Origin of the sequence: Sphingobium sp. SYK-6, assembly GCF_000283515.1 — a bacterium.
In the GTDB taxonomy this organism is placed as follows: domain Bacteria; phylum Pseudomonadota; class Alphaproteobacteria; order Sphingomonadales; family Sphingomonadaceae; genus Sphingobium; species Sphingobium lignivorans.
This window is the reverse complement of the sequence record NC_015976.1, coordinates 311,453-332,618: the sequence shown is the minus strand read 5'-3', so window position 1 is coordinate 332,618 and position 21,166 is coordinate 311,453. Positions and strand designations below refer to the sequence as shown.

The 21,166-nt window shown below is 67.0% G+C and carries 20 protein-coding genes, 1 tRNA gene, 1 pseudogene and 1 riboswitch; of the genes and pseudogenes, 13 read left to right on the top strand and 9 right to left on the bottom strand.

Translation table 11 applies throughout. The features are described 5' to 3' along the window. Positions 1–48 precede the first annotated feature (48 nt). On the top strand, positions 49–822 hold the full coding sequence (locus SLG_RS01580; protein ID WP_014074649.1) for a MerR family transcriptional regulator: 774 nt from the start codon (positions 49–51) through the stop codon (positions 820–822). Positions 823–850: 28 nt separating this feature from the next. Here the strand turns inward: SLG_RS01580 and SLG_RS01575 are convergent, their stop codons facing one another. Further along, positions 851–1,720, bottom strand: coding sequence for a 3-hydroxybutyryl-CoA dehydrogenase (locus tag SLG_RS01575; protein WP_014074648.1), 870 nt, complete (start codon positions 1,718–1,720; stop codon positions 851–853). A 79-nt stretch (positions 1,721–1,799) separates the two neighbouring features. On the opposite strand from SLG_RS01575, the gene SLG_RS01565 reads away from it, so the two are divergent. After that, positions 1,800–2,978 (top strand): DUF1176 domain-containing protein, encoded by a 1,179-nt coding sequence (locus SLG_RS01565; RefSeq protein ID WP_158512658.1) that lies wholly within the window; start codon positions 1,800–1,802, stop codon positions 2,976–2,978. 82 nt (positions 2,979–3,060) lie between these two features. Continuing rightward, a riboswitch (cobalamin riboswitch) is annotated at positions 3,061–3,264 on the top strand. Positions 3,265–3,321: 57 nt separating this feature from the next. Beyond that, entirely contained in the window at positions 3,322–4,176 is an 855-nt protein-coding gene (locus SLG_RS01560; protein ID WP_231848717.1) for an acyl-CoA thioesterase, read from the top strand. Between the two features lie 65 nt (positions 4,177–4,241). Here the strand turns inward: SLG_RS01560 and SLG_RS01555 are convergent, their stop codons facing one another. After that, the gene (locus SLG_RS01555; protein WP_014074644.1) at positions 4,242–4,916 is read right to left on the bottom strand and encodes an OmpA family protein; all 675 of its coding nucleotides are present in this window, start codon (positions 4,914–4,916) and stop codon (positions 4,242–4,244) included. A 262-nt stretch (positions 4,917–5,178) separates the two neighbouring features. Here SLG_RS01555 and SLG_RS01550 point away from each other — a divergent pair, with 262 nt between their 5' ends. Further along, entirely contained in the window at positions 5,179–6,495 is a 1,317-nt protein-coding gene (locus SLG_RS01550) for a hemolysin family protein (RefSeq protein ID WP_014074643.1), read from the top strand. A gap of 36 nt (positions 6,496–6,531) precedes the next feature. On the opposite strand, the pseudogene SLG_RS01545 reads toward SLG_RS01550, so the two are convergent. From SLG_RS01545 to SLG_RS21200, 4 genes and pseudogenes are all read right to left on the bottom strand, one after another. Then, positions 6,532–6,855, bottom strand: a pseudogene (locus SLG_RS01545) (GNAT family N-acetyltransferase); the annotation flags it as partial. A gap of 228 nt (positions 6,856–7,083) precedes the next feature. After that, positions 7,084–8,238: an iron-containing alcohol dehydrogenase gene (locus SLG_RS01540; protein WP_014074641.1), complete on the bottom strand. Its 1,155-nt coding sequence runs from the start codon at positions 8,236–8,238 to the stop codon at positions 7,084–7,086. Positions 8,239–8,370: 132 nt separating this feature from the next. Further along, the gene (locus SLG_RS20160; protein WP_014074640.1) at positions 8,371–9,375 is read right to left on the bottom strand and encodes a helix-turn-helix domain-containing protein; all 1,005 of its coding nucleotides are present in this window, start codon (positions 9,373–9,375) and stop codon (positions 8,371–8,373) included. A gap of 200 nt (positions 9,376–9,575) precedes the next feature. Then, positions 9,576–9,845 (bottom strand): DUF4168 domain-containing protein, encoded by a 270-nt coding sequence (locus SLG_RS21200; protein ID WP_148276459.1) that lies wholly within the window; start codon positions 9,843–9,845, stop codon positions 9,576–9,578. A gap of 553 nt (positions 9,846–10,398) precedes the next feature. Between SLG_RS21200 and SLG_RS01525 the strand changes: the two genes are divergently transcribed. Further along, positions 10,399–11,346 carry a helix-turn-helix domain-containing protein gene (locus SLG_RS01525; RefSeq protein ID WP_014074638.1) on the top strand — a complete coding sequence of 316 codons (948 nt, stop codon included), beginning with the start codon at positions 10,399–10,401 and terminating at the stop codon, positions 11,344–11,346. A 21-nt stretch (positions 11,347–11,367) separates the two neighbouring features. Here the strand turns inward: SLG_RS01525 and SLG_RS01520 are convergent, their stop codons facing one another. Next, a complete protein-coding gene (locus SLG_RS01520) occupies positions 11,368–12,732 on the bottom strand; it encodes a sensor histidine kinase (protein WP_014074637.1) in 1,365 nt (454 codons plus the stop codon). Between the two features lies 1 nt (position 12,733). Further along, positions 12,734–13,486 carry a response regulator gene (locus tag SLG_RS01515; RefSeq protein WP_014074636.1) on the bottom strand — a complete coding sequence of 251 codons (753 nt, stop codon included), beginning with the start codon at positions 13,484–13,486 and terminating at the stop codon, positions 12,734–12,736. Positions 13,487–13,620: 134 nt separating this feature from the next. Here SLG_RS01515 and SLG_RS20155 point away from each other — a divergent pair, with 134 nt between their 5' ends. Both SLG_RS20155 and SLG_RS01505 read left to right on the top strand, forming a co-directional pair. Beyond that, positions 13,621–14,196 carry a hypothetical protein gene (locus SLG_RS20155; protein WP_014074635.1) on the top strand — a complete coding sequence of 192 codons (576 nt, stop codon included), beginning with the start codon at positions 13,621–13,623 and terminating at the stop codon, positions 14,194–14,196. Between the two features lie 14 nt (positions 14,197–14,210). Next, complete coding sequence (locus SLG_RS01505; protein ID WP_041392355.1) at positions 14,211–14,654, top strand: EF-hand domain-containing protein; 444 nt, start codon at positions 14,211–14,213, stop codon at positions 14,652–14,654. A gap of 173 nt (positions 14,655–14,827) precedes the next feature. On the opposite strand, the gene SLG_RS01500 is transcribed toward SLG_RS01505, so the two are convergent. After that, a tRNA-Thr gene (locus tag SLG_RS01500) sits at positions 14,828–14,902 on the bottom strand. Positions 14,903–15,015: 113 nt separating this feature from the next. On the opposite strand from SLG_RS01500, the gene SLG_RS21885 reads away from it, so the two are divergent. The 6 genes from SLG_RS21885 (at position 15,016) to SLG_RS01475 (ending at position 21,163) form a co-directional block, all read left to right on the top strand. After that, positions 15,016–15,168 carry a hypothetical protein gene (locus SLG_RS21885; protein ID WP_014074633.1) on the top strand — a complete coding sequence of 51 codons (153 nt, stop codon included), beginning with the start codon at positions 15,016–15,018 and terminating at the stop codon, positions 15,166–15,168. A gap of 170 nt (positions 15,169–15,338) precedes the next feature. Continuing rightward, positions 15,339–16,013: a CerR family C-terminal domain-containing protein gene (locus tag SLG_RS01495; RefSeq protein ID WP_014074632.1), complete on the top strand. Its 675-nt coding sequence runs from the start codon at positions 15,339–15,341 to the stop codon at positions 16,011–16,013. Positions 16,014–16,017: 4 nt separating this feature from the next. Then, positions 16,018–17,019, top strand: coding sequence for a secretion protein HlyD (gene hlyD, locus SLG_RS01490; protein WP_014074631.1), 1,002 nt, complete (start codon positions 16,018–16,020; stop codon positions 17,017–17,019). A 36-nt stretch (positions 17,020–17,055) separates the two neighbouring features. Then, positions 17,056–18,879 carry an ATP-binding cassette domain-containing protein gene (locus tag SLG_RS01485; RefSeq protein WP_231848716.1) on the top strand — a complete coding sequence of 608 codons (1,824 nt, stop codon included), beginning with the start codon at positions 17,056–17,058 and terminating at the stop codon, positions 18,877–18,879. Beyond that, a complete protein-coding gene (locus SLG_RS01480; RefSeq protein ID WP_014074629.1) occupies positions 18,876–20,054 on the top strand; it encodes an ABC transporter permease in 1,179 nt (392 codons plus the stop codon). The genes SLG_RS01485 and SLG_RS01480 overlap by 4 nt, the downstream gene beginning before the upstream one ends. After that, on the top strand, positions 20,051–21,163 hold the full coding sequence (locus tag SLG_RS01475; protein ID WP_014074628.1) for an ABC transporter permease: 1,113 nt from the start codon (positions 20,051–20,053) through the stop codon (positions 21,161–21,163). The genes SLG_RS01480 and SLG_RS01475 overlap by 4 nt, the downstream gene beginning before the upstream one ends. Positions 21,164–21,166 lie beyond the last annotated feature (3 nt).

Here is a 21,166-nt window from a genome sequence, read left to right as displayed (position 1 = left end):
CCCAAGACCTCTTGAAGTTGACGCAGCGTCAACTGGCATAGACGCGGCATGACCGAGTCGCTCGATATTGCCGAAGTCGCCCGCCGCACGGGCCTGACGGCCCGCGCACTGCGCTTCTATGAAGCGCGGGGGCTGGTGACGCCGCTGCGCACGGCATCCGGCCGGCGACATTACGGCCCGGCGGAGCTGGAGCGGGTGCATCAGATCCTCGCGCTCAAGCGGGCCGGGCTCAGCCTTGCGCAGATCCAGCGCATTGCCGCCGGCCGACGGCTGGACCTGCGCGCGCTGATCACCGCACAGATCGCGTCGCTCACGGCGCAGGCGCGCGAGATCGCCGACGCACGCACGCGCCTCTCGGCCATCCTGTCCCGCATCGATCGCAGCGAGCCCATCGATGTCGCGACCTTCTGCTCGCTGATCCGGGATGGAGAAAGCACCATGAACACACAGACCTGGCGGACAATCACCGACCAATATCTGACCGAAGACGCAAAGGACGATTTCGCCACGGCTCACGCCGCACTGCCGGCGGATTTCGATCAGGAGCGCTATGCCGCACAGTGGGCCGACCTCGGCGCACGGATCAAGGGCGCCCTGCCGCTCGACCCGGCCGGGGAAGAGGCACAGGCTTTGCTGCGGGAATGGGAAGCGCTGCTCGCCCCCTTCCAGGCCGTCGCGACCCCGGCGATGATGCAAGGCGTGACGCGGCTCTATAACGACATGGAAAGCTGGCACGGCACGGGCGAAGGCAAGGCCGACCCCGGGTTCGACGCCGCTGTCTTCCGTTTCATTCAGGAGGCGGCGCGGGCAGGCCGCGCCTGATTTCCGCGTGAGGAAAGGTGCCGGCGCCTCAGCGCGTCGGCACCGGTTCCTCGCCCGAATAATCGTAGAAGCCCCTGCCGGTCTTGCGGCCATACCAGCCCGCCTCGACATATTTGACCAGCAGCGGGGCCGGACGGAACTTGGGATCGCCGGTGGTCTCGTGAAGCACCTTGCAGATCTCCAGGCAGGTATCGAGGCCGACGAAATCCGCCAGCGTCAGTGGACCCATGGGATGATTAAGGCCCAGGCGGATGGCGGTGTCGATATCCTTCATGCTCGCCACGCCCTCGCCCAGCGCGAAGATCGCCTCGTTGAGCATCGGCATGAGGATGCGGTTGACGATGAAGCCGGGGGCATCGAAGGCATGGACCACTTCCTTGCCGAGCGTGCGTGCATACGCTTCCACGGCGGCAACCGTCTCCGGCGCGGTGGCAAGGCCCCGGATCAGTTCGATGAGTCCCATCACCGGCACCGGATTGAAGAAATGCACACCCACGAACCGCGCCGGGTCCCCCGTCGCCTGCGCCAGCCGCGTGATCGGGATGGACGAGGTGTTGGACGCAAGGATCGCATCGGGGCCGAGCAGCTTGCCGACCTCACCGAAGATGGTGCGCTTGATCTCCTCCCGCTCCGTCGCCGCCTCGATGACCAGATCGCAGTCGGCAAAGGGCGCAAGCTCGGCAACGGGGGTGATGCGTGCCAGCGCCGCCTGCGCGTCGCTCTCCGCCATCTTGCCGCCCTCGACCGCGCGCTTCATGCGCTTGCTGATGCCGGCCTTGCCTGCTTCGGCCCGGCCGAGATCCATGTCGCGCAACAGCACCTCATAGCCGGCCTGGGCGGAGACATGAGCGATTCCGGCGCCCATCTGGCCAGCCCCGATCACTCCGATCTTGCGCATGCGCTATCCTTTCGATGAATGAACCGCCAACCATGCTAGGCTCTACTCGATCCTGAGCAACTGCATTATGACAGGTACGATGACAAGATTGGTCACTGCCCTGAACCGAATCGCGGCCCTGTCGCTTGCCTGTACCGCAAGCGCACTGCCGTCCGCCGCAGTGCCGCAACCGGCCGCGGCACCACAGGCGGGCCAGTCGATCCCGGCCGCACCCGGCATGGGCGCCATGACGGCCGGACTTCCCGGCGTCGAAAGTCCCATGCTCGGGCGCATCCAGATTTTCGAGGACTGGGCAGTGGGCTGCGACAACCGGCTCAGCTGCAGTGCCGTTTCACTCGTGCCGGAAGGAGCCGGCACGGCCTATTCCGTGCTCGTTTCCATCCAGCGGGCCGGCGGCTCCACGGGCGAAGCGACGCTGCGCCTCATCGGCGCCGATCATCTCAGTGGCCAGATCGACATCGTGGTGGACAACAAGAGCCTGACCCAGGCCACCGCGAACAAGGACATGATCGAGCTGACTGGCCCCCTGGCGCTGGACATCATGCGCGCGCTCGGATCGAGCTACGCTTTCGAAGTGCGGGAGCGCCCGAAGAAACGGAAGAGCGCGCCGGTGCTGATCGACGCGCCGTCCCTGCGCGGATTGCCCGCCGCCCTGCGCTACATCGACGAACAGCAGGGCCGGGTGGGCAGCAAGGGCGCGCTCGCTGCGCTGGGCGACGGCCCGGCGGATCTCGCCAAGCCGCTGCCGCCGGATAGCGACCTCGCCCCCGCGGCGCCGGCCGTGCCGGACAGCCCGCCCCCCATCTTCACGGCACAGGAGCAGATCGCGGCCCGGCAGCTCGCGGCTTGCGAGGGACAGGTCGACGCAGGGCCGCCACTGGAAACCCACCGGCTCGATCCGCAGCACGCCCTCATTCTCCTGCCTTGCGACAGCGGCGCCTATAATGTCAGCATGGTGCCGCTCCTCGCGACCGGCGGGGACGGCCAGTGGCAGTTCAGCATTGCCCGCTTCGACCATGTGCCGGGCTTCACCGGCGATCCCGGCACGCCGCCCATGCTCGTCAATGCGCGCTGGAATCCGGCTCGAGGCGAGCTCTCCAGCTTCGCCAAGGGGCGGGGTCTGGGCGATTGCGGCACTGCGGAGACCTATCGCTGGGACGGTGCCCTGTTCCGGCTGACCGAGGCGCGATCCATGCCGGTGTGTCGCGGCGCCTGGGAATGGCCGGTCCTCTATTCGGCGGTCAACGCGAAGGGCTGAAGCGCCCGGCCTCCCAACGGCGGCCAAACGAACCGGGCGCACGGATACGAACCGTGCCCCTTGACGCCTCTCTCCGCTCCGGCGATGTCCACGCCGTCGAGGTTCTCCGTCTGGCCCATGCCGGACGGAGCCAAGAGGGAAGCCGGTGGAAAGCCGGCGCTGCCCCCGCAACTGTAAGCGGCGAGCGGCGGTCATCACGCGTCACTGGCAAGCACGCTTGCCGGGAAGGCCAGACCGTCCGCGCCGACCCGCGAGCCAGGAGACCTGCCTCCGACGCGATAACGTCCACCGGCGGGGTGTCCGGGCTGGTCGCTTGCCCAGCCGTGCCTGTCACAGGCGCGCGATGGATTCTGGCGTCCGTCCGTTGCTCCGTCCCAATCGGGATTATGACGCAGTGACCCAGACCACCCAGCCCGCGGCCCCCGCTACGAACGACAGCACCGTCCGGTTGATCGACATGGTGTTTCCCGGCGACACCAATCACCACGGCACGCTTTTCGGCGGTGTTGCGCTGGCGCATATGGACAAGATCGCCTTCCTTGCCGCGACCCGTCACGGCCGGGCGCCGTTCGTGACGGCGGCCTCCGAGAAGATCGACTTCGCCGCGCCGGCACGCACCGGGGACATGATCGAGGCAAGCGGACGCGTGGCCCGCGTGGGCAACAGCGCGCTGGATGTTGACGTGGAACTGGTCGCCGAAAATCCGGTGACCGGCGAGCGTCGCCTGTGCACCCGGGGGCGCTTCACGCTCGTCGCGGTCAAGGGGCCTGGCACGCAACTTCCGCTGCCCACACTGACGACGGAGAGACACGGGGAGCCAAGCGCCGCTCCCGAGGACGGCATGCTGCGCATGGTGGACATGGTGTTCCCGCCGCAGACCAATCATTATGGCACGCTCTACGGCGGCGACGCGCTCAAGATGATGGGCAAGGCCGCGTTCATCGCCGCGTCCCGCCATGCAAGGGCCGTGATCGTCATGGCGGCTTCCGATCGGATCGAATTCGCCTCGCCCATCCGGTCAGGCGAAATGGTCGATCTCGCCGCGCACGTGCTGTCAGTCGGACGCAGTTCGTTGCGGGTCGCAGTCGACCTGCGGGCGGAAGATCTCATGACGGGAGAGCGCCGGCAGTCGGCAGCGGCGACCTTCACGATGGTCGCCGTGGACGGGGAAGGACGACCCAGCCCCTTCACGCGGTGACCATACGGCAGGAGGGGGCCCGGACGCCGCGTGAAACGAATGCGGCGCCCGGGCGAGATCCGGCCTCAGCCTTCCACGGCCGGGACGATCTTGATCTCGACGCGACGGTTCTGCGCCTTGCCCTCGGGGGTCTCGTTCGATGCGATGGGCCGCGTCTCGCCATAGCCCATCGTCGCCACGCGCACCCGCGCGACTCCGTGCGACGCCAGATAATCGGCTACGCTCTGCGCGCGCCGCTCGGAAAGCGCCTGGTTATAGGCTTCCGTACCATCCGAATCGGTGTGGCCGAGCACATCGATCATGGTCTTGGGATATTCGGCGAGCGTTGCGGCCACTTCGTTCAGCGTGGGCTGGAACTGCGGCTGGATGCTCGATTGATTGGTTGCGAAAGTGATGCCGGAGGGCATACGCAGCAGCAGCTCGTCGCCCTGACGCACGACATCCACGCCAGTGCCGGCAGTGCGTTCGCGCATCTTCTTTTCCTGCGCATCCATATAGGCGCCGACGCCCGCGCCGGCGATCGCGCCGATGCCTGCGCCGACGATCTTCTCGGTCCTGTCGTTCCGGCCGCCGAGCAGATCGCCAAGGAGATAGCCGCCCAGGGCACCGCCGACGCCGCCGATCGCTGCCTTGGAGATTGTGCGGTTACCGGTCTCGGGGTCCGTGACGCAGCCGGAGAGAGCCAGTGCCGCGAGCGCCGCCCCGGCTAGGGCAATTCGGGGGTGGCTGCGAACGTTCATGTCTTTCTCCCTCATCCTTTACAGGGCCCGCCCAGCACGGGCGCGCCCATAACGCACCTCAAAACCTGATCGTTCCCTGAACGGCCATCCCTCCTGGGAACCAATTCTGGCATCCGGCGCCGGTCGTTCGCTCTCGCGCCAAAATAAAAGGCTGCGGGAAGCAGGGCAATATAATCTGCCAAAATCCGCCATCACGCTGACTGCCTGGACATGCTCTCCGTTGTGGCGCGCCGCAAAAAAATGTCTATTAGAGTCTCACTTCATGCCCCTCCCTGAAGTCACCCCCGCTTTTCCATGGATCGATCTGGCGATCGTCGTTGCGCTCGCCGCCATCAATGGCCTGTTCGCGATGTCCGAGCTGGCGATCGTATCCGCGCGCCGTCCGCGCCTTCAGGGAATGGCCAAAGCAGGGAAGCGAGGGGCGGCCGCCGCGCTGGAACTGAGCGCCGAGCCAGGCCGCTTCCTCTCCACCGTGCAGATCGGCATCACCCTCATCGGCGTGCTGTCGGGCGCCTATTCCGGCGACAAGCTGGGCGGGCCGCTCGGCGCCATCATCGCCAGCTATGGCGTCGCGCCGAATATCGCCGAGAATGCGGGCTTCACGATCGCCATCCTCTTCGCCACCTATCTCTCGCTGATCATCGGCGAGCTGGTCCCCAAGCAGCTGGCCCTGCGCAATCCCGAGCCGCTGGCGGTGGTGATCGCGCCGGTGATGCAGGGACTGGCCCGGGCCACGGCTCCTCTCGTCTGGCTGCTGGACAAGTCCAGCGAGCTGGTGTTCCGATTGCTGCGGATCAAGCCGGATTCCTCCAATCATGTCACGGCCGAGGAACTGCAGCTCATCGTGGCCGAAGCGAGCCGGCAGGGCGTGATCGAGGAAAGCGAACGCGCGATCATCTCGGGCGTCGTGCGCCTCGCGGACCGGCCCGTTCGCGAAGTGATGACTCCCCGCCCGGAAGTGGACTGGCTGGACGCGGACGGCGACGCTGCCGACCTGCGCCAGAAACTGCTGGCAACTCCCCATACGCGGTTGCCGGTGGCGCAGGGCAGCGTGGAAGACATTATCGGCGTGGTGCAGGCCCGCGACATCATGGCGGCGCTGTTCCGCGGGGAAGCGCTTGACCTGCGCGCCTTGATGCGCACCGTGCCGATCGTTCCCGATCAGGTGGATGCGATGGACGCGCTCAACCGGCTGCGCGAAGCCGACGTACCCATGCTCATGGTCCATGACGAATATGGTCACTTCGAAGGAATCGTGACGCCATCCGACCTCATGTCGGCCATCGCAGGCGAGTTCGCCTCCGACAGCGATCTCTACGCGCAGCCCATGGTGACGGAGCGGGAGGACGGATCGCTGCTGGTGTCGGGCCAGATGTCCATCGATGCGCTGGCCGAGCGGCTGGATATCAGCCTGCCCGAGGACCGCGACTTCGCAACGGTGGCCGGCTTCGTGCTGGCGGTGTTGCGTCGCCTGCCTGAGGAAGGTGAGAATTTCGACCAGCAAGGATGGCGTTTCGAGGTGCTCGACATGGACGGGCGCAAGATCGACAAGCTGCTGGTGAGCGCCACGACCGACTGAAGCCGTAAACCCGTCGCCGTTGCTGGAGGAGAGGCGTCAGGTCAGGCGCATGTGCAGGAACTGGCTGAACGCGTTGGCCTCATAATGCGAGAAAGCCGGCCCATCCGTGAAACCATGGGCGCGATAGAGCGCCAGCGCGGGCTCAAACGCTTCGCCACGGCCCGTTTCCAGCGAGAGCAGCACGAAATCCAGCCCGCGTGCCGCCTCCACGAGATGGACGAGCAGTGCCTTGCCGACACCCTGCCGCAGATGATCGGGATGTGTGCGCATCGACTTGATCTCGCCATGGCCCAGGGCGATCCGCTTGAGCGCAATCATACCGGCGAGCGCCTCGCCCTGCCAGGCGCCCCACAGGCTGAGCGAGGGCTCCTCATAGCCCGAGAGATCGAGAGCCCAGACATGGCCGGGCGGCGATCCCTCCGCACTTCACACGAAAGGCGGCCCGGCCACTTTGCTCAGATTGTCAAGCTGTCGCCCCGCGCTCTAGGCTGATCGACATTCAACCTCTGGGGCGCGTTGCCTCCCAGTAAAACGTCATGCTGAAACAAGTTCAGCATGACGAAAATATTGGATGAATGTCGTCCCGCGCTACAGCGCCGCTTCATAAATGCGTGCGGCGTCCTCTTCGGTCAGGTCGCGCAGGTTGCGTTCGAGGAGGCGCGTTACTTTCATCGCGGAGCTGGCCATGCGGGGAATGGCATTGGCACTGATGCCCATGCCGGAGAGTCCGGCGGGGATGCCGACGCGGGCAGACAGGTCGGCCACGAATTCGATGCCGGCACGGGCGGTCGCTTCGTCGTCCGGCCCGTCGGGGATGCCCATAGCGCGCGCGATGGCGGCATAGCGCCCCGGAGCCGCCGCGAGATTGAAGCGCAGCACATGCGGGAGCAGGATGGAATTGGCGACCCCGTGCGGGATGTGGAATTCCCCTCCCAGCGGATAGGCCAGGGCATGCACCGCGGCGGTATTCACCGGGCCGAGGCACAGGCCGCCATAATAGCTGGCGCGCAGCATCGCCTCGCGTGCCACCAGATCGGTGCCGTCGGCGCAGGCGCGCTCGAGATGCGATGCGATCAGGCTTATGCCTTCCAGTGCGAAGATGTCGACCACGGGATGAGCGAAGCGGTTCGCATAAGCCTCGATACAGTGGGTGAGCGCATCCACCCCGGTCGACGCCGTCACGGCGCGCGGCATGGAGACGGTGAGTTCCGGATCGAGATAAGCGAAATCAGGGATGAGCCAGGGGCTGACCACGCCTTTCTTGAGATCCTCCTCCTCGTCCCCGAGGATGGCGATGGGCGTCACTTCGCTGCCGGTGCCGGCCGTGGTGGGCACGCAGGCGAGCGGCAAGGCCCGGCCGGCGAGCAGATCCACGCCTATGACCTCATCGATGCCCTGCCGTCCGTCCGCCAAGGCAGCGACGAGCTTGGCCACATCCATCGCGCTACCTCCGCCCAGGCCAATGACGGCATCGGCCCCGCAGGCGCGCGTGGTCGCCAGAGCATCGTGGAAATTCTCGATGGTTGGCTCGCCGGTCAGCGCGTCCCAGACGGTCACGCTCATCGCCCGGGATTCCAGCGCCGCGATCAGGGGCGCGCACAGGCCGCGTGTCGGCGGGGTGGTGACGAGAAGCACCGAGGTCGCACCCCGTGCGGCGAAATCCTCCGCGCAGGACAGGACGACGCCCTGTCCGATCCGGACCACGCCGACATTGAAGATCGTAACGGGGCGGTTGAGGCTCATGCGCGCAGGTCCGTCTGGCCATTTCGGAAACGGCGCACCATTGCGAGCGAACGCCGGGTGCGACTTGCACGAGGCGGAACTACGCGTTGAACAGGGCGCGCGGCGGCGCACCGGCCGAGAGTCGGTGCCGCGTCAGACGCTCTGGGTGGCGCCTGCGGATGGCGCGCCGCCGGCGGCGAGCGCTTCCAGCTTTTCACGTCGATAGACACGCGGCGCCTCGCCGAAACGCTCCCGAAAGCTGCGGGCAAAATGGGGCGCGCTATTGAAGCCCCAGCCGAACGCGATGTCGGTGATGGTGAGATGGGCGCAGGCTGGATCAGCCATCTGCCGGGCGCATTCCTCCAGCCGGCGGCGCAGGACATAGGCCGAGGCGGTCTCATTCCCCGCCGCGAAGATCATGCGCAGGTAACGGGACGATACCTTGAGGCGCGTGGCGATGAAGCCGGGGCTGAGATCGGGATTTCGGAGATTCTCCTCGATGAAGAGACGCACCCGGGCATGGCGGCCGGTGAGGACTGCGGAAGAGGAGATGAGGTCATCGAAGCCGATCGCGAAGGCGGTGGCCAGCGCGTCCAGCAAATTGCGCGCCACGCGATTGTGGACCGCTTCCGGCAGGTCCGCGGCGAGTTGGAAATAGACACTTTGGGACAGCCCAACAGCGTGTTCGGTCAGCCCCTCCGCGGCGCGCAGGTGCCGCCCGCAAAACTGTTCCGGCGAAGGCAGATGCTCGCGTATCGTGCCGATTCCCGCGCGGATGAGGAGCAGTTCGACAGGGCCGTGCGCGGTGTAGCTGTAAGGGACAGCATTGTTGCAGAGCGACATGTCGCCCGGACCCAGGACACAATCCTGCCCGTAGTGGGAGAAGCTGGCCTGACCCGCGATCTGCAGCAGGAAGGAATAAGCGGGTTCGGCGACATGGCCGATTTCCTCGGCCGTCCGCTGGAGCGAGCCTGAGCCCATCTCGATGCGCACCAGCCGCATTGGACCCAGCGTTCCGCTGCTGAGGGTCGGCCCCGTCTCGGATTCGCCAAGTGTGGCCGTGGCCCGTTCCACCTGAGTGGCGTAAAGCTCTTCCCAGGCACGTGCTCGTCCCGCCCGGGTGCCGGGAGACACGTGATGCACTTCTATCATCGACATTGGCGCTGTTGATCCTCACCCGCTCGTTCTGGCGTCATGAGGGGCATTATCAGCAACAAACAGGCGCTGGAAAGGGGTGGGAGGCACGCCCCAATCGCTCATGGGCGAAGGGGCTGGTCAGCCGGGATCAAGTTGTCCCTCAAAAACGGATCGCCGGCCCCGTTTCCGGAGCCGGCGGCGACCGTCGGGCATTTTTTGCCTCAGTTCTGCGGCTGAGCGCCAGGTTGCGCTTCAGCCGAAGCAACTTGCTGGATGCGCTGCCGAAGCGTGGGATTGGCTTGCGAAGCCTGCGCGATCTCATTGAACTTCACTGGATCCAGCCCCTGCGCCTGAACGGCGGCAAGCATCTTGGGCTGCTTTTCTTCCGCAGGCACGGTGGCGTCCTGCTGAATTTTGCTGGCCTCGATTGCGGCGCGGGCGAAGGCCTTGAGATCGGCGTCGGTATACTGCTCGGTCGCTGCCGGCGGCATGCCAGGCTGTGCGGGATCAGCAGGCGAATTTGGCGCCGGCGCAGGCGCCGGGGCTGGGGCTGGGGTGGGCGCCGGGGCCGCTTCCTGAGCCAGAAGCGGAGCGCTTGCGGCCATCGCGGCACCGACAAGGGCCATCTTGAGGGAATTTCTCATCATGAATGCCTTCCTTTTTTTGGGGACCGTCCCCTCCAATCTAGGCGCTGACCGATATGTGACAAATATTGGTCGACCATCCGTTCCTCGACCGGGGCGGGTGGATAAAGGGTCGACAATATAACGAGAAAATATAACGCGTTGCCGATGTCACGGCATGACGGGCGATCAGCGGCCGATTTCGCGCACACGGTGTGCAGCGTCGGAAACACGGGAAATGGCCCTCTTTCCTTCCGACTGGTGCAAGTCCCGGATCGACATCGGCCCTAAGGCGAGCGATGGAGAGCTGAACTCTTCTCGTGGAAAGAATTTTCCTATCTGATATAGGATTTCCAGACGAGAGGATCAGCGGGAGAGGAAGCGTCGCCGGCTCGTCCGGAGGCGTGGAGCGCGGAGGGCTATGGAAAGCTTCAGCACGGAGGCACTGGTGTGCAGGGGGCGCGCCCAGGCCTGGAACGAAATCTATTCGACACGCCTCTCCGCGACCGACTTCATTCCGCAGCACGGGAATTTCAGCGCCGGGCTCAAGCTGGGCGGGCTGGGGCAGATCAGCCTCGCGCGGCTGGTCACGGGCCCCTGCACCATCCGCCGCACGGATGACCATATCAGCGGGAGTACGCCGCGCGTCTATTCCTTCCTGATCCAGCTCGCCGGGCGCGGGCTTTTCCATCAGGGCCTCAACGAGGCGATGCTGCGCGCAGGCGACTTCACCATGTGCGACAATGCCGTCCCGCACTTCTTCAATCTGGACGATGACGCGGAAATGCTGCTCGTCCGGGTGCCGGGAGACGTCATCAACGATTATCTGCCACACCCTGAACTGCTGTGCGGCCGCCGCCTTCCGGCGCGCGAAGGGCTCACCCCGACCGCCGCCCTGATGGCCTGCGGCCTGTGGAAGCAGCTCGAACGCGGCTTTCACTCAGCCCATGACGACAGCATTGCCCATCAGCTGCTCGACATGATCTCCACTTCCTACAGCGTCGCCTTCGGCAGCCAGCTGAACGGGCCCGACCTGGATGCGGTCTATCAGGAGCGGGTGCTCAACTTCATCGAGGACCATATCCGTGACCCCGGCCTCAACGCCCAGCTCGTGGCCGGCGCGATCGGCATTGACGCTGGCGAGCTGGCCGCCATGTTCTCGCGCCGGGGCGACAGCCTGCGGGCCTATATCCTGCGCCGCCGGCTTGAACTGGCGGCGCGCCAGCTCCGCAACCCGCGCTGGCGCGGCTCGACGGTCGCCCAGATCGCTTATGGGCTGGGCTTCACGAGCCTGCCGCTCTTCACGCGCGCCTATCGCCGGCGTTTCGGCGTCAGTCCCGGCGACTATCGCAAGGCGCAGTTCAACTGAGGCGGGCCATCTTGGGACTTCTCATCCTCCGGCCGCCGCCGGCAGCCTGACCGTCGCCCGAAGGCCGGAGTCGCCCGGGCTTTCCAGCGTCAGGCTGCCCCCATGGCTTTCGGCCAGCGCCTTCACGATCGAAAGGCCAAGGCCGACTCCGCCGCCGTGACGGCCACGCGATTGCTCCAGCCGCTCGAACGGCGCAGTGATCTGCGCGATCATATCCTCCGGCACGCCTGCGCCTTCGTCCGTCACTACGATGGCGATGCTCGTGTCTTCCTGGCGCAGCGACAGGTGCGCACGCGCGCCGTAGCGGATCGCGTTGTCGAGCAGATTGGCGAGAATGCGACGGAAGGCGAGCGGCGCGCACCGGCAGGGCATGGCCGGCTCTGCCGCCGAGAAGCTGATCTTGTCCCCTGTCTCCTGACGCAGCTCCACATAAGCGAGCGCTTCCGCCCGGGCATCAATCGTCTGGGTCGGTGCCGGCGGGCCCGTCTCTGCACGGGCGAAAAGCAGGATGTCCTCCAGCAGCCGGTTCATTTCCTCGATATCATTGACGGCGCGCATGCGCTGCCGGTCATCGGGGATATGGTCGGCCCGCAGCCGCAAGCGGGTAAGGCAGGTGCGCAGATCATGGGCGATGGCCGCCAGCATGCGCGTGCGCTCCCCCACCAGCGCGCCGATCCGCTGCTTCATGGCGTTGAAGGCTTCGCCCAGGATGCGGACTTCCCGTGCGCCGCCCGGCACGATGTCCGGCGCCGCGATATCCTCGCGGAAGGCCGTGGTCGCCTGCGCGAGCCGGGCGACCGGCCGCACCACCTGCCAGAGCAGCGTCAACAGAATGAGCAGCAGCACCGCGCCGGCCACCAGCCCGACGAGGAGATAGCGCGAGGCCAGCTGCTGGAGGGCAAGCGGGGCGCGCTCGATGGCCAGCACTTCGCCACTGCGCAAGCCAATGAGGACGCGGATCGGCCCGCGCGGCGGCTCGCCGGGCCGGCGGTTCCAGGAAAAGATGGTGCCCTCGCGCGCCTGGACCCGGAGCGGCCGGCCGCTCAGCGCCTCGGCATAGCGGCGAAATCGCTCTTCCAGCCATGGCGCCGGGCGGGCTTCACCCTCTCGCGCGCCGGTGCCCATTTCCTCGGGAAAGTGCGCAAGAAGCTCGACGCTGGTCGGGCCGGTGCTCGCGGCCGCCGCGATCGCGGGACGGAGCGCCGGGGGCGCCTGTTCGATGGCTTCCGCGATCTCGCGGGCATCTTCCGGCGCGATCAGGCGGAACATGATGGGCCGCCCGTCCGGCCACATCGCCGCCAGCAGGATCGTCATCTGCAGGGCGAGAAGGCCAAGCAGGAAAAGCGCCGCGATGCGAAACAGCAGGCTGCCGGTGATCCGCCCCATCTCAGGCGCCGCCGGTTTCGACCGCCGGGGCGAACAGATAGCCGCCGCCGCGCACGGTGCGGATCATCACCGGACTGCGAGGATCATCGCCGAGCTTGCGGCGCAGGCGGCTCAGCTGCACGTCGATCGTGCGATCATAGGGACCGGCATCGCGGCCCCGCGTCCAGTCGAGCAGCTGGTCACGCGTCAGCACGCGCTGGGGATGATCGAGCAGGGCGATCAGGAGATCGAACTCGCCCCCGGTCAGTTCCACGGCCTCGCCCTCCGGATCGCGCAGCAACCGCGACCCGGCATCCAGGCTCCACCCGGCGAAGCGATACCATCGGCCGGCCACGGGCGATGGCCGGTGCGCCTCGCGCGTCCGGCGCAGGACCGCGCGGATGCGCGCAATGAGTTCACGCGGATTGAAGGGCTTGGGCAGATAATCATCGGCCCCGATCTCCAGCCCGAGGATGCGATCGATGTCGTCGCCCTTCGCCGTGATCATGATGACAGGGATGGGCAGCGCCGCGGCATGGAGGCGGCGGCAGATGGACAGGCCGTCCTCGCCGGGGAGCATGAGGTCCAGCAGCACGAGATCCACCCGGCGCCGGTCCTTGAGCCGGTCCAGCTCGGCGCCTGAGCGGCAGGCGCCCACCTCGAAGCCTTCCCGGACAAGCAGATCGCTCACCAGTTCGCTGATGTCCTCGTCATCCTCGACAAGGGCGATGAAAGTGCGTTCCGCAGCGGGCTCGGCACGGGTCATGCGCTTCATGTCACCGGATGGCGGGCGCATCTCAAGACCCAATTGGCGGCTGTTACACTTCGTTGCCGTTCCTCACCAGGGGTTCATGGCCGGCTTACCGGGGCGGGGGATGAAGGAGACCTCATCCATGCAGGAGATTATTCATGTTCAGATCTGCGATCATTCCGGCATTCGCGATGCTGGCGACCGGTGGCGCCGGCGCCCTTGTCGCTGCTCCCGCCGAAGCGCGCGAGCACGGCCGGATCGTGAGGGCCCAGGGCCCTTATGGCGGGGGCTATGTGGCCGGCCGTCATGTGTCCCGCCAGCCCGGCTCCACGCAGGTGACGCGCGGCGCGGCGACTTATGGCGGGCGCGGTTACGGCCAGACCCGCTCCACCCAATGGGGCGACGGCGCCGTGACCAACAGCGTCGACAGGCGCTATGCCAACGGCACCGGCATGTCGCGCGACAGCTCGCTCGTGCGCAACGGCGACGGATCCGTGAGCGTCCAGCGCGATCGCACGGGCCCCGCGGGGAACAGCCAATCGGGCTGGAGCACGATCTACCGGACGGACGATGGCTACACGCGCACGCGGAGCGGCGCTACGTCCAGCGGCCGAAGCTATTCGGCGACACGCGACGTCTCCGTGAACGGCGACTCGGTCACCGTCGACCGCAACGCCGCGACCGGCTCCGGGCGTGCCGTGAGCAGCACCCGCACTTATTCCCGGCGCGATTGAGGATGACCCAGATCATGAAACTTTCCCTCACCCCCATCATGGCGCTCGCGCTTTCCGGCTGCATGGCGGCCATGGCCGGCGCGGCCCATGCCCAGCCGCAGCGCGACCCCGGCCAGTTGCTCGAGCGTGCGGACGCCAATGGCGATGGACGCATTACCCGTGCCGAATATCAGAACGCGCGAATGCAGATGTTCGAGCGGCTGGATCGCAATGGCGATGGCATCATCAATGCCGACGACAAGTCCGGCGGCATGCTGGCGCGCCGCCAGATCGGCGAACGCATCGCGCAGCTCATGGAGCAGATGGACGCCAATCGCGACGGACGCGTGACCCGCGAGGAGTTCCAGAAGGCCCCCATGCCCGTGTTCGATCGCGCCGATTCCAATGGTGACGGCGTGGTCGACCCGACCGAGCTGGCGGCATTCCGCAAGGAAGCCGCCGCCCGGCGCGCCCGCTAAGGGCGCCCCTGCCGGCGGCACCCGTCCGCCCCCCAACCTGGGTGCCGCCGGCAGATCATTGCATATGAAGGTCCGGTTCGCACCGAAGAGCCGCGAAAGCGCGGCGTCGCCGGATTGCGGTAGCGAGAGCCCCGCGGAGTCCCCCACCGGGGAAATGATCGATCAGGAAATGATGGTGCTGCCGGTGAGGATTGAACTCACGACCTCAGCCTTACCAAGGATGCGCTCTACCACTGAGCTACGGCAGCACGACCGTACGCGGAGGGTGCCCCGCGCCAGCAAGGTCGCGCCTATGGCCCTGCGGTACGGCTCTTGTCAAGGCGACTTGCGGTGCACGGCCGGGATTCGGTAGGCGCGGTGCATGAGCGAGAGCAAGGAAGACCGGCAGCAGCGACTGGCGCAGGCGCTGCGAAACAATCTTCGCCGCCGCAAAGGGCAGGCGCGCGAGCGGGCAGGCGGCACGACGGGCGGACCGGCGCAGCCAGCGCCCGGGGACAACGATCCAGTGAACTGAAGGTAGGGCCGGGAAAATCGGGCGGAGGAGACGCTCCGCTTGACAATGTTCGTTCGATCGAACAGGAAACTTCTATGGGCTCTTCCCTGACGCCTCCCCCCGATTCTCCCGGACTCGCCAGCGCGCGTGAGCAGGGGAGCGCGACTGGCCTGGCCAGTTCGGCGCCAGGAATGCCGTCCGTCACGGCTGCCGACCGCCCGGCTCAGGACCGCGCCGGTCAGGACGGCAGCCTCGTCTCCCTGCGAATCATCGAGGCGGCGATCGCGCAGTTCGCCTGCGCCGGATTTGCGGGCGCGAGCACACGCGAGATCGCGCGGGCATCCGGCACGGCGATGTCGTCCATCACATATCATTTCGGCGGCAAGGAAGGCCTGTATCTGGCCTGTGCCGATCATGTGGCCGAGCAGATCGGCGCCGTGCATGCGCCCTTGCTCGACCAGATCCGCGCGCATCCGCCCGCCGACGCCGAGTCGGCGCGGACGGCGCTTCTGGCGCTGCTGGAAAACTTCGCGCGGTTCATGCTGGCGCCGCAATCCGAGCGCTTCTCGCAATTCGTGGTGCGCGAGCAGCAGCGGCCCACCGAGGCTTTCGAGCGGATATATGCGCGGGTGATGGCGCCTGTGCTGGAAACCGCCGTGGGACTGCTCGCCCTTGCCCGGCCATCGCTGGACGAGCAGGCCCGGCGCGCCCTCGTTCTCCATTGCCTCGGCATGGCGCTGGTGCTGCGCATCGCGCGCGCCTGCGTGGCGCGGACCATGGAGGCCGAGGACATCGATCCCGAGACGGCGGACATGCTGATTGCGAGCGTCCGTCGCTCCGCCCGAACCCTGCTCATGGAGAGCTGATGCCATGAACCGCAAGCGCCTGATCATCCTCGTCGCCATTGCCGCCCTGTTGATCGCAGCGCTCGTAACGCGCGGCTTCGGCCTGTTCGAGCGTGACGATGGTCCGCTCCTGCTCTACGGCAATGTCGACATCCGCGAGGTTGATCTCGGCTTTCGCGTGGGCGGGCGCATCGCGGAAATACCGGTGGAGGAAGGCGCGCGCGTGAAGCGGGGCGATCTGCTCGCCGAACTCGACCGTGCCTCGATCGACAGCGCGGTGGCGCAGGCGGAAGCGCAGGTCGCGCAGGCCCGCGCCGAACTTCTCAAGCTGCAGCGTGGCAGCCGCGCCGAGGACGTCGCGCAGGCGCAGGCGCGGTTCACCGCGGCGAAGTCCGCCGCCGACGCAGCCGAGCGCGATTATGCCCGTCGTGCGCCGCTGGTCGAGCCCGGTGCGATCAGCCGCGATGTCTGGGACGCGACCGTCGCTGCCCGGGATCGCGCGCGGGCGCAGCTTGCCGAGGCGCAGGCAGCGCTCTCGCTCGTGCGCACGGGGCCGCGCCGCGAAGACATCGAAGCCGCGCAGGCGGCATTGCAGGCGGCGCAGGCCGCGCGGGCAGGTGTCGGCACCGACTTTGGCGATACACGGCTCACCGCCAGCGTGGACGGCACAGTGATCACGCGTGCGCGCGAGCCGGGAGCCATCGTTGCGCCCGGGGAAACGGTCTTCACGCTTGCCATCGATCGGCCGTTGCGCGTGCGCGCCTATGTGGGCGAGAAGCAGCTCAGCCGCGTGGCGCCCGGCATGAAGGTGGCCGTGACGGCCGACGGCAACCCGAAGCGCTACACCGGCACGATCGGCTATATCTCGCCGCGCGCGGAGTTCACGCCCAAGACGGTGGAGACCAGCGACCTGCGCACGGACCTTGTCTATCGCCTGCGCATCATCGTGGAGGATCCGGACGGCAAGCTGCGCCAGGGACAGCCGGTGACGGTGGAGATCACCGGGCCGGACGCGAAAGCGAACTAAGGCCATGCCCTCCATGTTATGGCCCATCCGGCATTGGTGCAGCGAGCAGGCGCGCGGGCGGTGGCATCGCCGTCCGGCGCGCCCCCGGCTGGCATGACCGCCGCCGCCACTCCCAGAGACGCCAGCGCGCCGGTCGCGCTGGTCCGCGACATCGTCAAGCGCTTCGGCACCGGCCCCGCCGCGCTGGAGGGCGTAAGCCTCACCATCGCGCCGGGCCAGGTGACCGGACTGGTGGGGCCGGACGGAGCGGGCAAGACCACGCTCATCCGCATCCTGGCAGGCCTCATGAAACCGGATGAAGGCGAGGTCTCGATCCTGGGCGGACCGCCTGTCGAGCGACTCGATTCGATCGGCTACATGCCGCAGCGTTTCGGCCTCTACGAAGACCTGACCGTCCGGGAAAATCTCGTCCTCTATGCCGAATTGCGCGGCCTGCCGCGCGCCGAACAGGGCGCGGTGTTCGAGCGGCTGCTCAGTTTCACGGATCTCGCCCGGTTCCAGACGCGTCCGGCCGGCAAGCTCTCGGGCGGCATGAAGCAGAAGCTCGGCCTCGCCTGCGCGCTGGTGAGCACGCCGCCACTGCTGCTGCTCGACGAGCCGGGCGTGGGCGTGGACCCGATCAGCCGGCGTGAACTCTGGGCCATGGTGGCGGAGCTGACCAGCGAAGGCATCGGCGTGCTCTGGTCCACGGCCTATCTCGACGAAGCCGAGCTGTGCGACCATGTGTACCTGCTGAACGAGGGCCGGCTGATCTTCTCCGGTCCGCCCGCCACGCTGACGGATTCGATCGCGGACCGGGTGATCCGCGTCACCGGCTTTTCAGACCGGCGGCGCGAGGCGCTCACGAAGGCGCTCGACAGGCCCGATGTGGTCGACGGCACATTGCAGGGCCGGGCCATTCGCCTGCTGATCGGGCAGGGCCACGGCGTGCCCGACGCCGCCGCGCTCGACCTCGGGCCGGACACGAGGGTGGAGCCCACGCCCGCTCGCTTCGAGGACGGGTTCATCGAGCAGCTCGGCGGCGGGCCGAAAGGGACGAGCGCGCTGGCCCAGGCCTATCGCGAGATCCCGCCCAGCGATGCGCCTGCTATCGAGGCGAAGGGCCTCACGCGGCGCTTCGGCGATTTCACCGCCGCCAGGGACGTGAGCTTCACCGTGCCGCGCGGCCAGACCTTCGGTTTGCTCGGCCCCAACGGCGCCGGCAAGTCGACGACCTTCAAGATGCTCTGCGGCCTGCTGACGCCGAGCGAGGGCAGCGGGTCCGTCGCCGGCCATGATCTGCGTCGAGCTGCCGCGCAGGCCCGCGCCTCGCTGGGTTACATGGCGCAGAAATTCTCGCTCTATGGCGACCTCTCCGTAGCCCAGAATCTCGATTTCTTCGCGGGGGCCTATGATCTTTCCGGCAGCCGGGCGCGCGCGGCGATCGAGCGCGTGACGGACATTTTCGAGCTGGGCAATCATCTGCGCCGCAATGCCGGCACCCTGCCGCTCGGCTTCAAGCAGCGGCTCGCGCTCGCCTGCGCGGTGATGCACGAGCCGCCGGTGCTGTTCCTCGACGAGCCGACCTCGGGTGTCGATCCCGTCATGCGCCGGGAATTCTGGACGCATATCAACGGGCTCGTCCGCCGGGGCGTCACGGTGCTGGTCACGACCCATTTCATGGACGAGGCGGAATATTGCGATCAGGTGACCCTGATCTATCGCTCCCGGCAGATCGCCAGCGGCCCCCCCGATGCGCTCAAGCAGCAGACCGCGGAGCTGACCGGCCGGCCGGACCCGACGATGGAGGATGCCTTCATCGCCCTCATCGAAGCCTCGGATGCCCATCGCGAGGAAGACGGCACGGAGAAAGCGGCATGAGCGACAGCGCCTTCCCGCCCTCCTCCGGCGAGCCGGCGCCTGCGCCGCGCGGCAGCGCGAGCCGGCGCATGCGCGCGCTGGTCATCAAGGAATATGCGCAGATCCGGCGGGACCCTTCGACGTTCCTGATCGCCTTCGCCATGCCGCTGCTGCTGCTCTTCCTCTTCGGCTATGCCATCTCGCTCGACCCGCGCGAGACGAAAATCGCCCTGGTGGTGCAGGACGAAAGCGCACCGGCCGCGCGGCTGGCGCAGGCCTATGTCCATTCGCCTTATTTCAGCGTCACGCTGCTGCGCGGCGTCGCGCCCGCGCGCGCGCTCATGGAGCGGGACGCGATCCGAGGCTTCGTCGTGATTCCCCCCGATTTCGGGGCAAGCATGGGAAAAGGGGCCCCGCATCCGATCCAGATCGTCACCGACGGTACCCAGCCCAACCAGGCGACCTTCATCGCCAATTATGCCGATGGGGTGCGGATGAACTGGATGGCGAGCGAAATGGACATGGCGGGCATGCGCGGCGCCGGGCCACCCATCGATGTCTCGCAGCGTGTGTGGTTCAATCCCGGCCTGCACAGCCGCTTCTTCCTGGTGCCCGGTGCCATCGCCGTGGTCATGACGATGATCGGCACGTTGCTCACCGCGCTCGTCGTCGCACGCGAGTGGGAGCGTGGCACGATGGAAGCGCTGATGGCGACGCCGATGCGGATGGCGGAATTCGTCGCGTCCAAGGTGCTGCCCTATTTCCTGCTCGGCCTCGGCTCCATGGCGCTGTGCACGCTGATCGCCGTCGCCTTCTTCGGCCTGCCGTTCCGGGGCTCGATTGTCGCGCTGATGGCGATTGCCGCGGCGTTCCTGCTGCCGGCGCTGGGCCTTGGCCTGTTCATCTCGGCCACGACGAAGAACCAGTTCGTGGCGAGCCAGATGGCCCTCTTCTCATCCTTCCTGCCGACCTTCCTGCTCTCCGGCTTCATCTTCGAGATCGCGTCCATGCCCTGGCCCATCCAGGCACTCACTTATGCGGTACCGGCGCGCTACCTGATCCCCTCGCTGCAGACGGTGTTCATGGCCGGCGACGTCTGGTCGGTCATCCTGCCCAACATCGCCATCATGCTGGGCTTCGGCGTCCTCTTCTTCCTGCTCTGCTTCCGGGCGACGCGGCGGAGCCTTGACGCATGAGCGGCCGCCTCACCCGGCTGAAGGCCATGACGGTCAAGGAAATCTGGGCGCTGCTGCGCGATCCCAAGTCGCGCATGGTGCTGATCCTGCCGCCGCTCATCCAGCTCCTGATCTTCACTTTCGCCACGACCCTCGACGTCAAGAATGTCGACATCGGCCTTGTCGACAGGTCCAATGGTGCCCATGCGCAGGAGCTTGTCCAGCGCATCGCCGCCAGCCCCCAGTTCCGGGACGTGATCGTGCTGCCGTCCTTCCAGGCGATGGAGGCGGCGATCGACGGCCAGAAGGTGCTGGCCGCCCTCGTCATCGAAAGCGATTTCGACCAGAAGCTCGCCCGTGGGGAGAGCGCGACTGTCGGCCTCGTGCTTGACGGGCGCCGCTCCAATGCCGCGCAGATCCTCGGTGGTTATGTGAGCCGCATCGTCGCGGACTATGGCGCGGAACTGTCCCCACGCATGGCCGCCCGGGGTGGGGGCAGCGACGTCACCCACTGGTACAATCCCAGCCTCGATTTCATGTGGTTCACTCTGCCTTCGCTGGTGGCGATCATCGTCTCCATCGCCGGCATCGCCATCACCTCCCAGGCCGTGGCCCGCGAACGCGAACTGGGGACGTTCGACCAGCTCATGGTCTCGCCGCTGCGCGCGCACGAGATCCTCATCGGCATGATGGTGCCGCCGATGCTGGTCGGGCTGTTCAACGGCATCCTGTTCCTGCTGGTCGCGCGGTTCGGCTTCGGCGTGCCGTTCAGCGGCTCCTTCCTGCTCTTCATTCTCTCCATGGCGGTTTACCAGCTCGCGCTCATCGGCATGGGCCTGCTGGTCTCCTCGGCCTCGATGACGCAGCAGCAGGCCTTTCTCGGCTCGTTCGTGGTGACCGTGCCGCTGATGCTGCTCTCCGGCTATGCAGCGCCCATCGACAATATGCCGGACTGGCTGCAGATCGTCACTTATGCGGACCCGATCCGCTACTTCCTCATCATCGTGCAGGGCCTGTTCCTCAAGGCCATGCCCGCGTCCGTCGTCTTTTCCCAGACCTGGCCGATGGCGCTGATCGCCTGCGTCACGCTCGGCGCGGCCGTCTGGCTGTTCCGCGCCCGAATGGAGTGATGT

Bases quoted from the DNA above. Each gene is read 5' to 3' on its own strand.
- SLG_RS01495 (WP_014074632.1), top strand. From the start codon at position 15,339: ATGCCGTCCGTCACGGCTGCCGACCGCCCGGCTCAGGACCGCGCCGGT.
- SLG_RS01505 (WP_041392355.1), top strand. From the start codon at position 14,211: ATGAAACTTTCCCTCACCCCCATCATGGCGCTCGCGCTTTCCGGCTGC.
- SLG_RS01515 (WP_014074636.1), bottom strand. From the start codon at position 13,486: ATGAAGCGCATGACCCGTGCCGAGCCCGCTGCGGAACGCACTTTCATC.
- SLG_RS20160 (WP_014074640.1), bottom strand. From the start codon at position 9,375: ATGTCGATGATAGAAGTGCATCACGTGTCTCCCGGCACCCGGGCGGGA.
- SLG_RS21885 (WP_014074633.1), top strand. From the start codon at position 15,016: ATGAGCGAGAGCAAGGAAGACCGGCAGCAGCGACTGGCGCAGGCGCTG.
- SLG_RS01575 (WP_014074648.1), bottom strand. From the start codon at position 1,720: ATGCGCAAGATCGGAGTGATCGGGGCTGGCCAGATGGGCGCCGGAATC.
- SLG_RS01565 (WP_158512658.1), top strand. From the start codon at position 1,800: ATGACAAGATTGGTCACTGCCCTGAACCGAATCGCGGCCCTGTCGCTT.
- SLG_RS01520 (WP_014074637.1), bottom strand. From the start codon at position 12,732: ATGGGGCGGATCACCGGCAGCCTGCTGTTTCGCATCGCGGCGCTTTTC.
- SLG_RS01580 (WP_014074649.1), top strand. From the start codon at position 49: ATGACCGAGTCGCTCGATATTGCCGAAGTCGCCCGCCGCACGGGCCTG.
- hlyD (WP_014074631.1), top strand. From the start codon at position 16,018: ATGAACCGCAAGCGCCTGATCATCCTCGTCGCCATTGCCGCCCTGTTG.
- SLG_RS01550 (WP_014074643.1), top strand. From the start codon at position 5,179: ATGCCCCTCCCTGAAGTCACCCCCGCTTTTCCATGGATCGATCTGGCG.
- SLG_RS01555 (WP_014074644.1), bottom strand. From the start codon at position 4,916: ATGAACGTTCGCAGCCACCCCCGAATTGCCCTAGCCGGGGCGGCGCTC.
- SLG_RS20155 (WP_014074635.1), top strand. From the start codon at position 13,621: ATGTTCAGATCTGCGATCATTCCGGCATTCGCGATGCTGGCGACCGGT.
- SLG_RS01525 (WP_014074638.1), top strand. From the start codon at position 10,399: ATGGAAAGCTTCAGCACGGAGGCACTGGTGTGCAGGGGGCGCGCCCAG.
- SLG_RS01480 (WP_014074629.1), top strand. From the start codon at position 18,876: ATGAGCGACAGCGCCTTCCCGCCCTCCTCCGGCGAGCCGGCGCCTGCG.
- SLG_RS01540 (WP_014074641.1), bottom strand. From the start codon at position 8,238: ATGAGCCTCAACCGCCCCGTTACGATCTTCAATGTCGGCGTGGTCCGG.
- SLG_RS01475 (WP_014074628.1), top strand. From the start codon at position 20,051: ATGAGCGGCCGCCTCACCCGGCTGAAGGCCATGACGGTCAAGGAAATC.
- SLG_RS01560 (WP_231848717.1), top strand. From the start codon at position 3,322: ATGGATTCTGGCGTCCGTCCGTTGCTCCGTCCCAATCGGGATTATGAC.
- SLG_RS21200 (WP_148276459.1), bottom strand. From the start codon at position 9,845: ATGCCGCCGGCAGCGACCGAGCAGTATACCGACGCCGATCTCAAGGCC.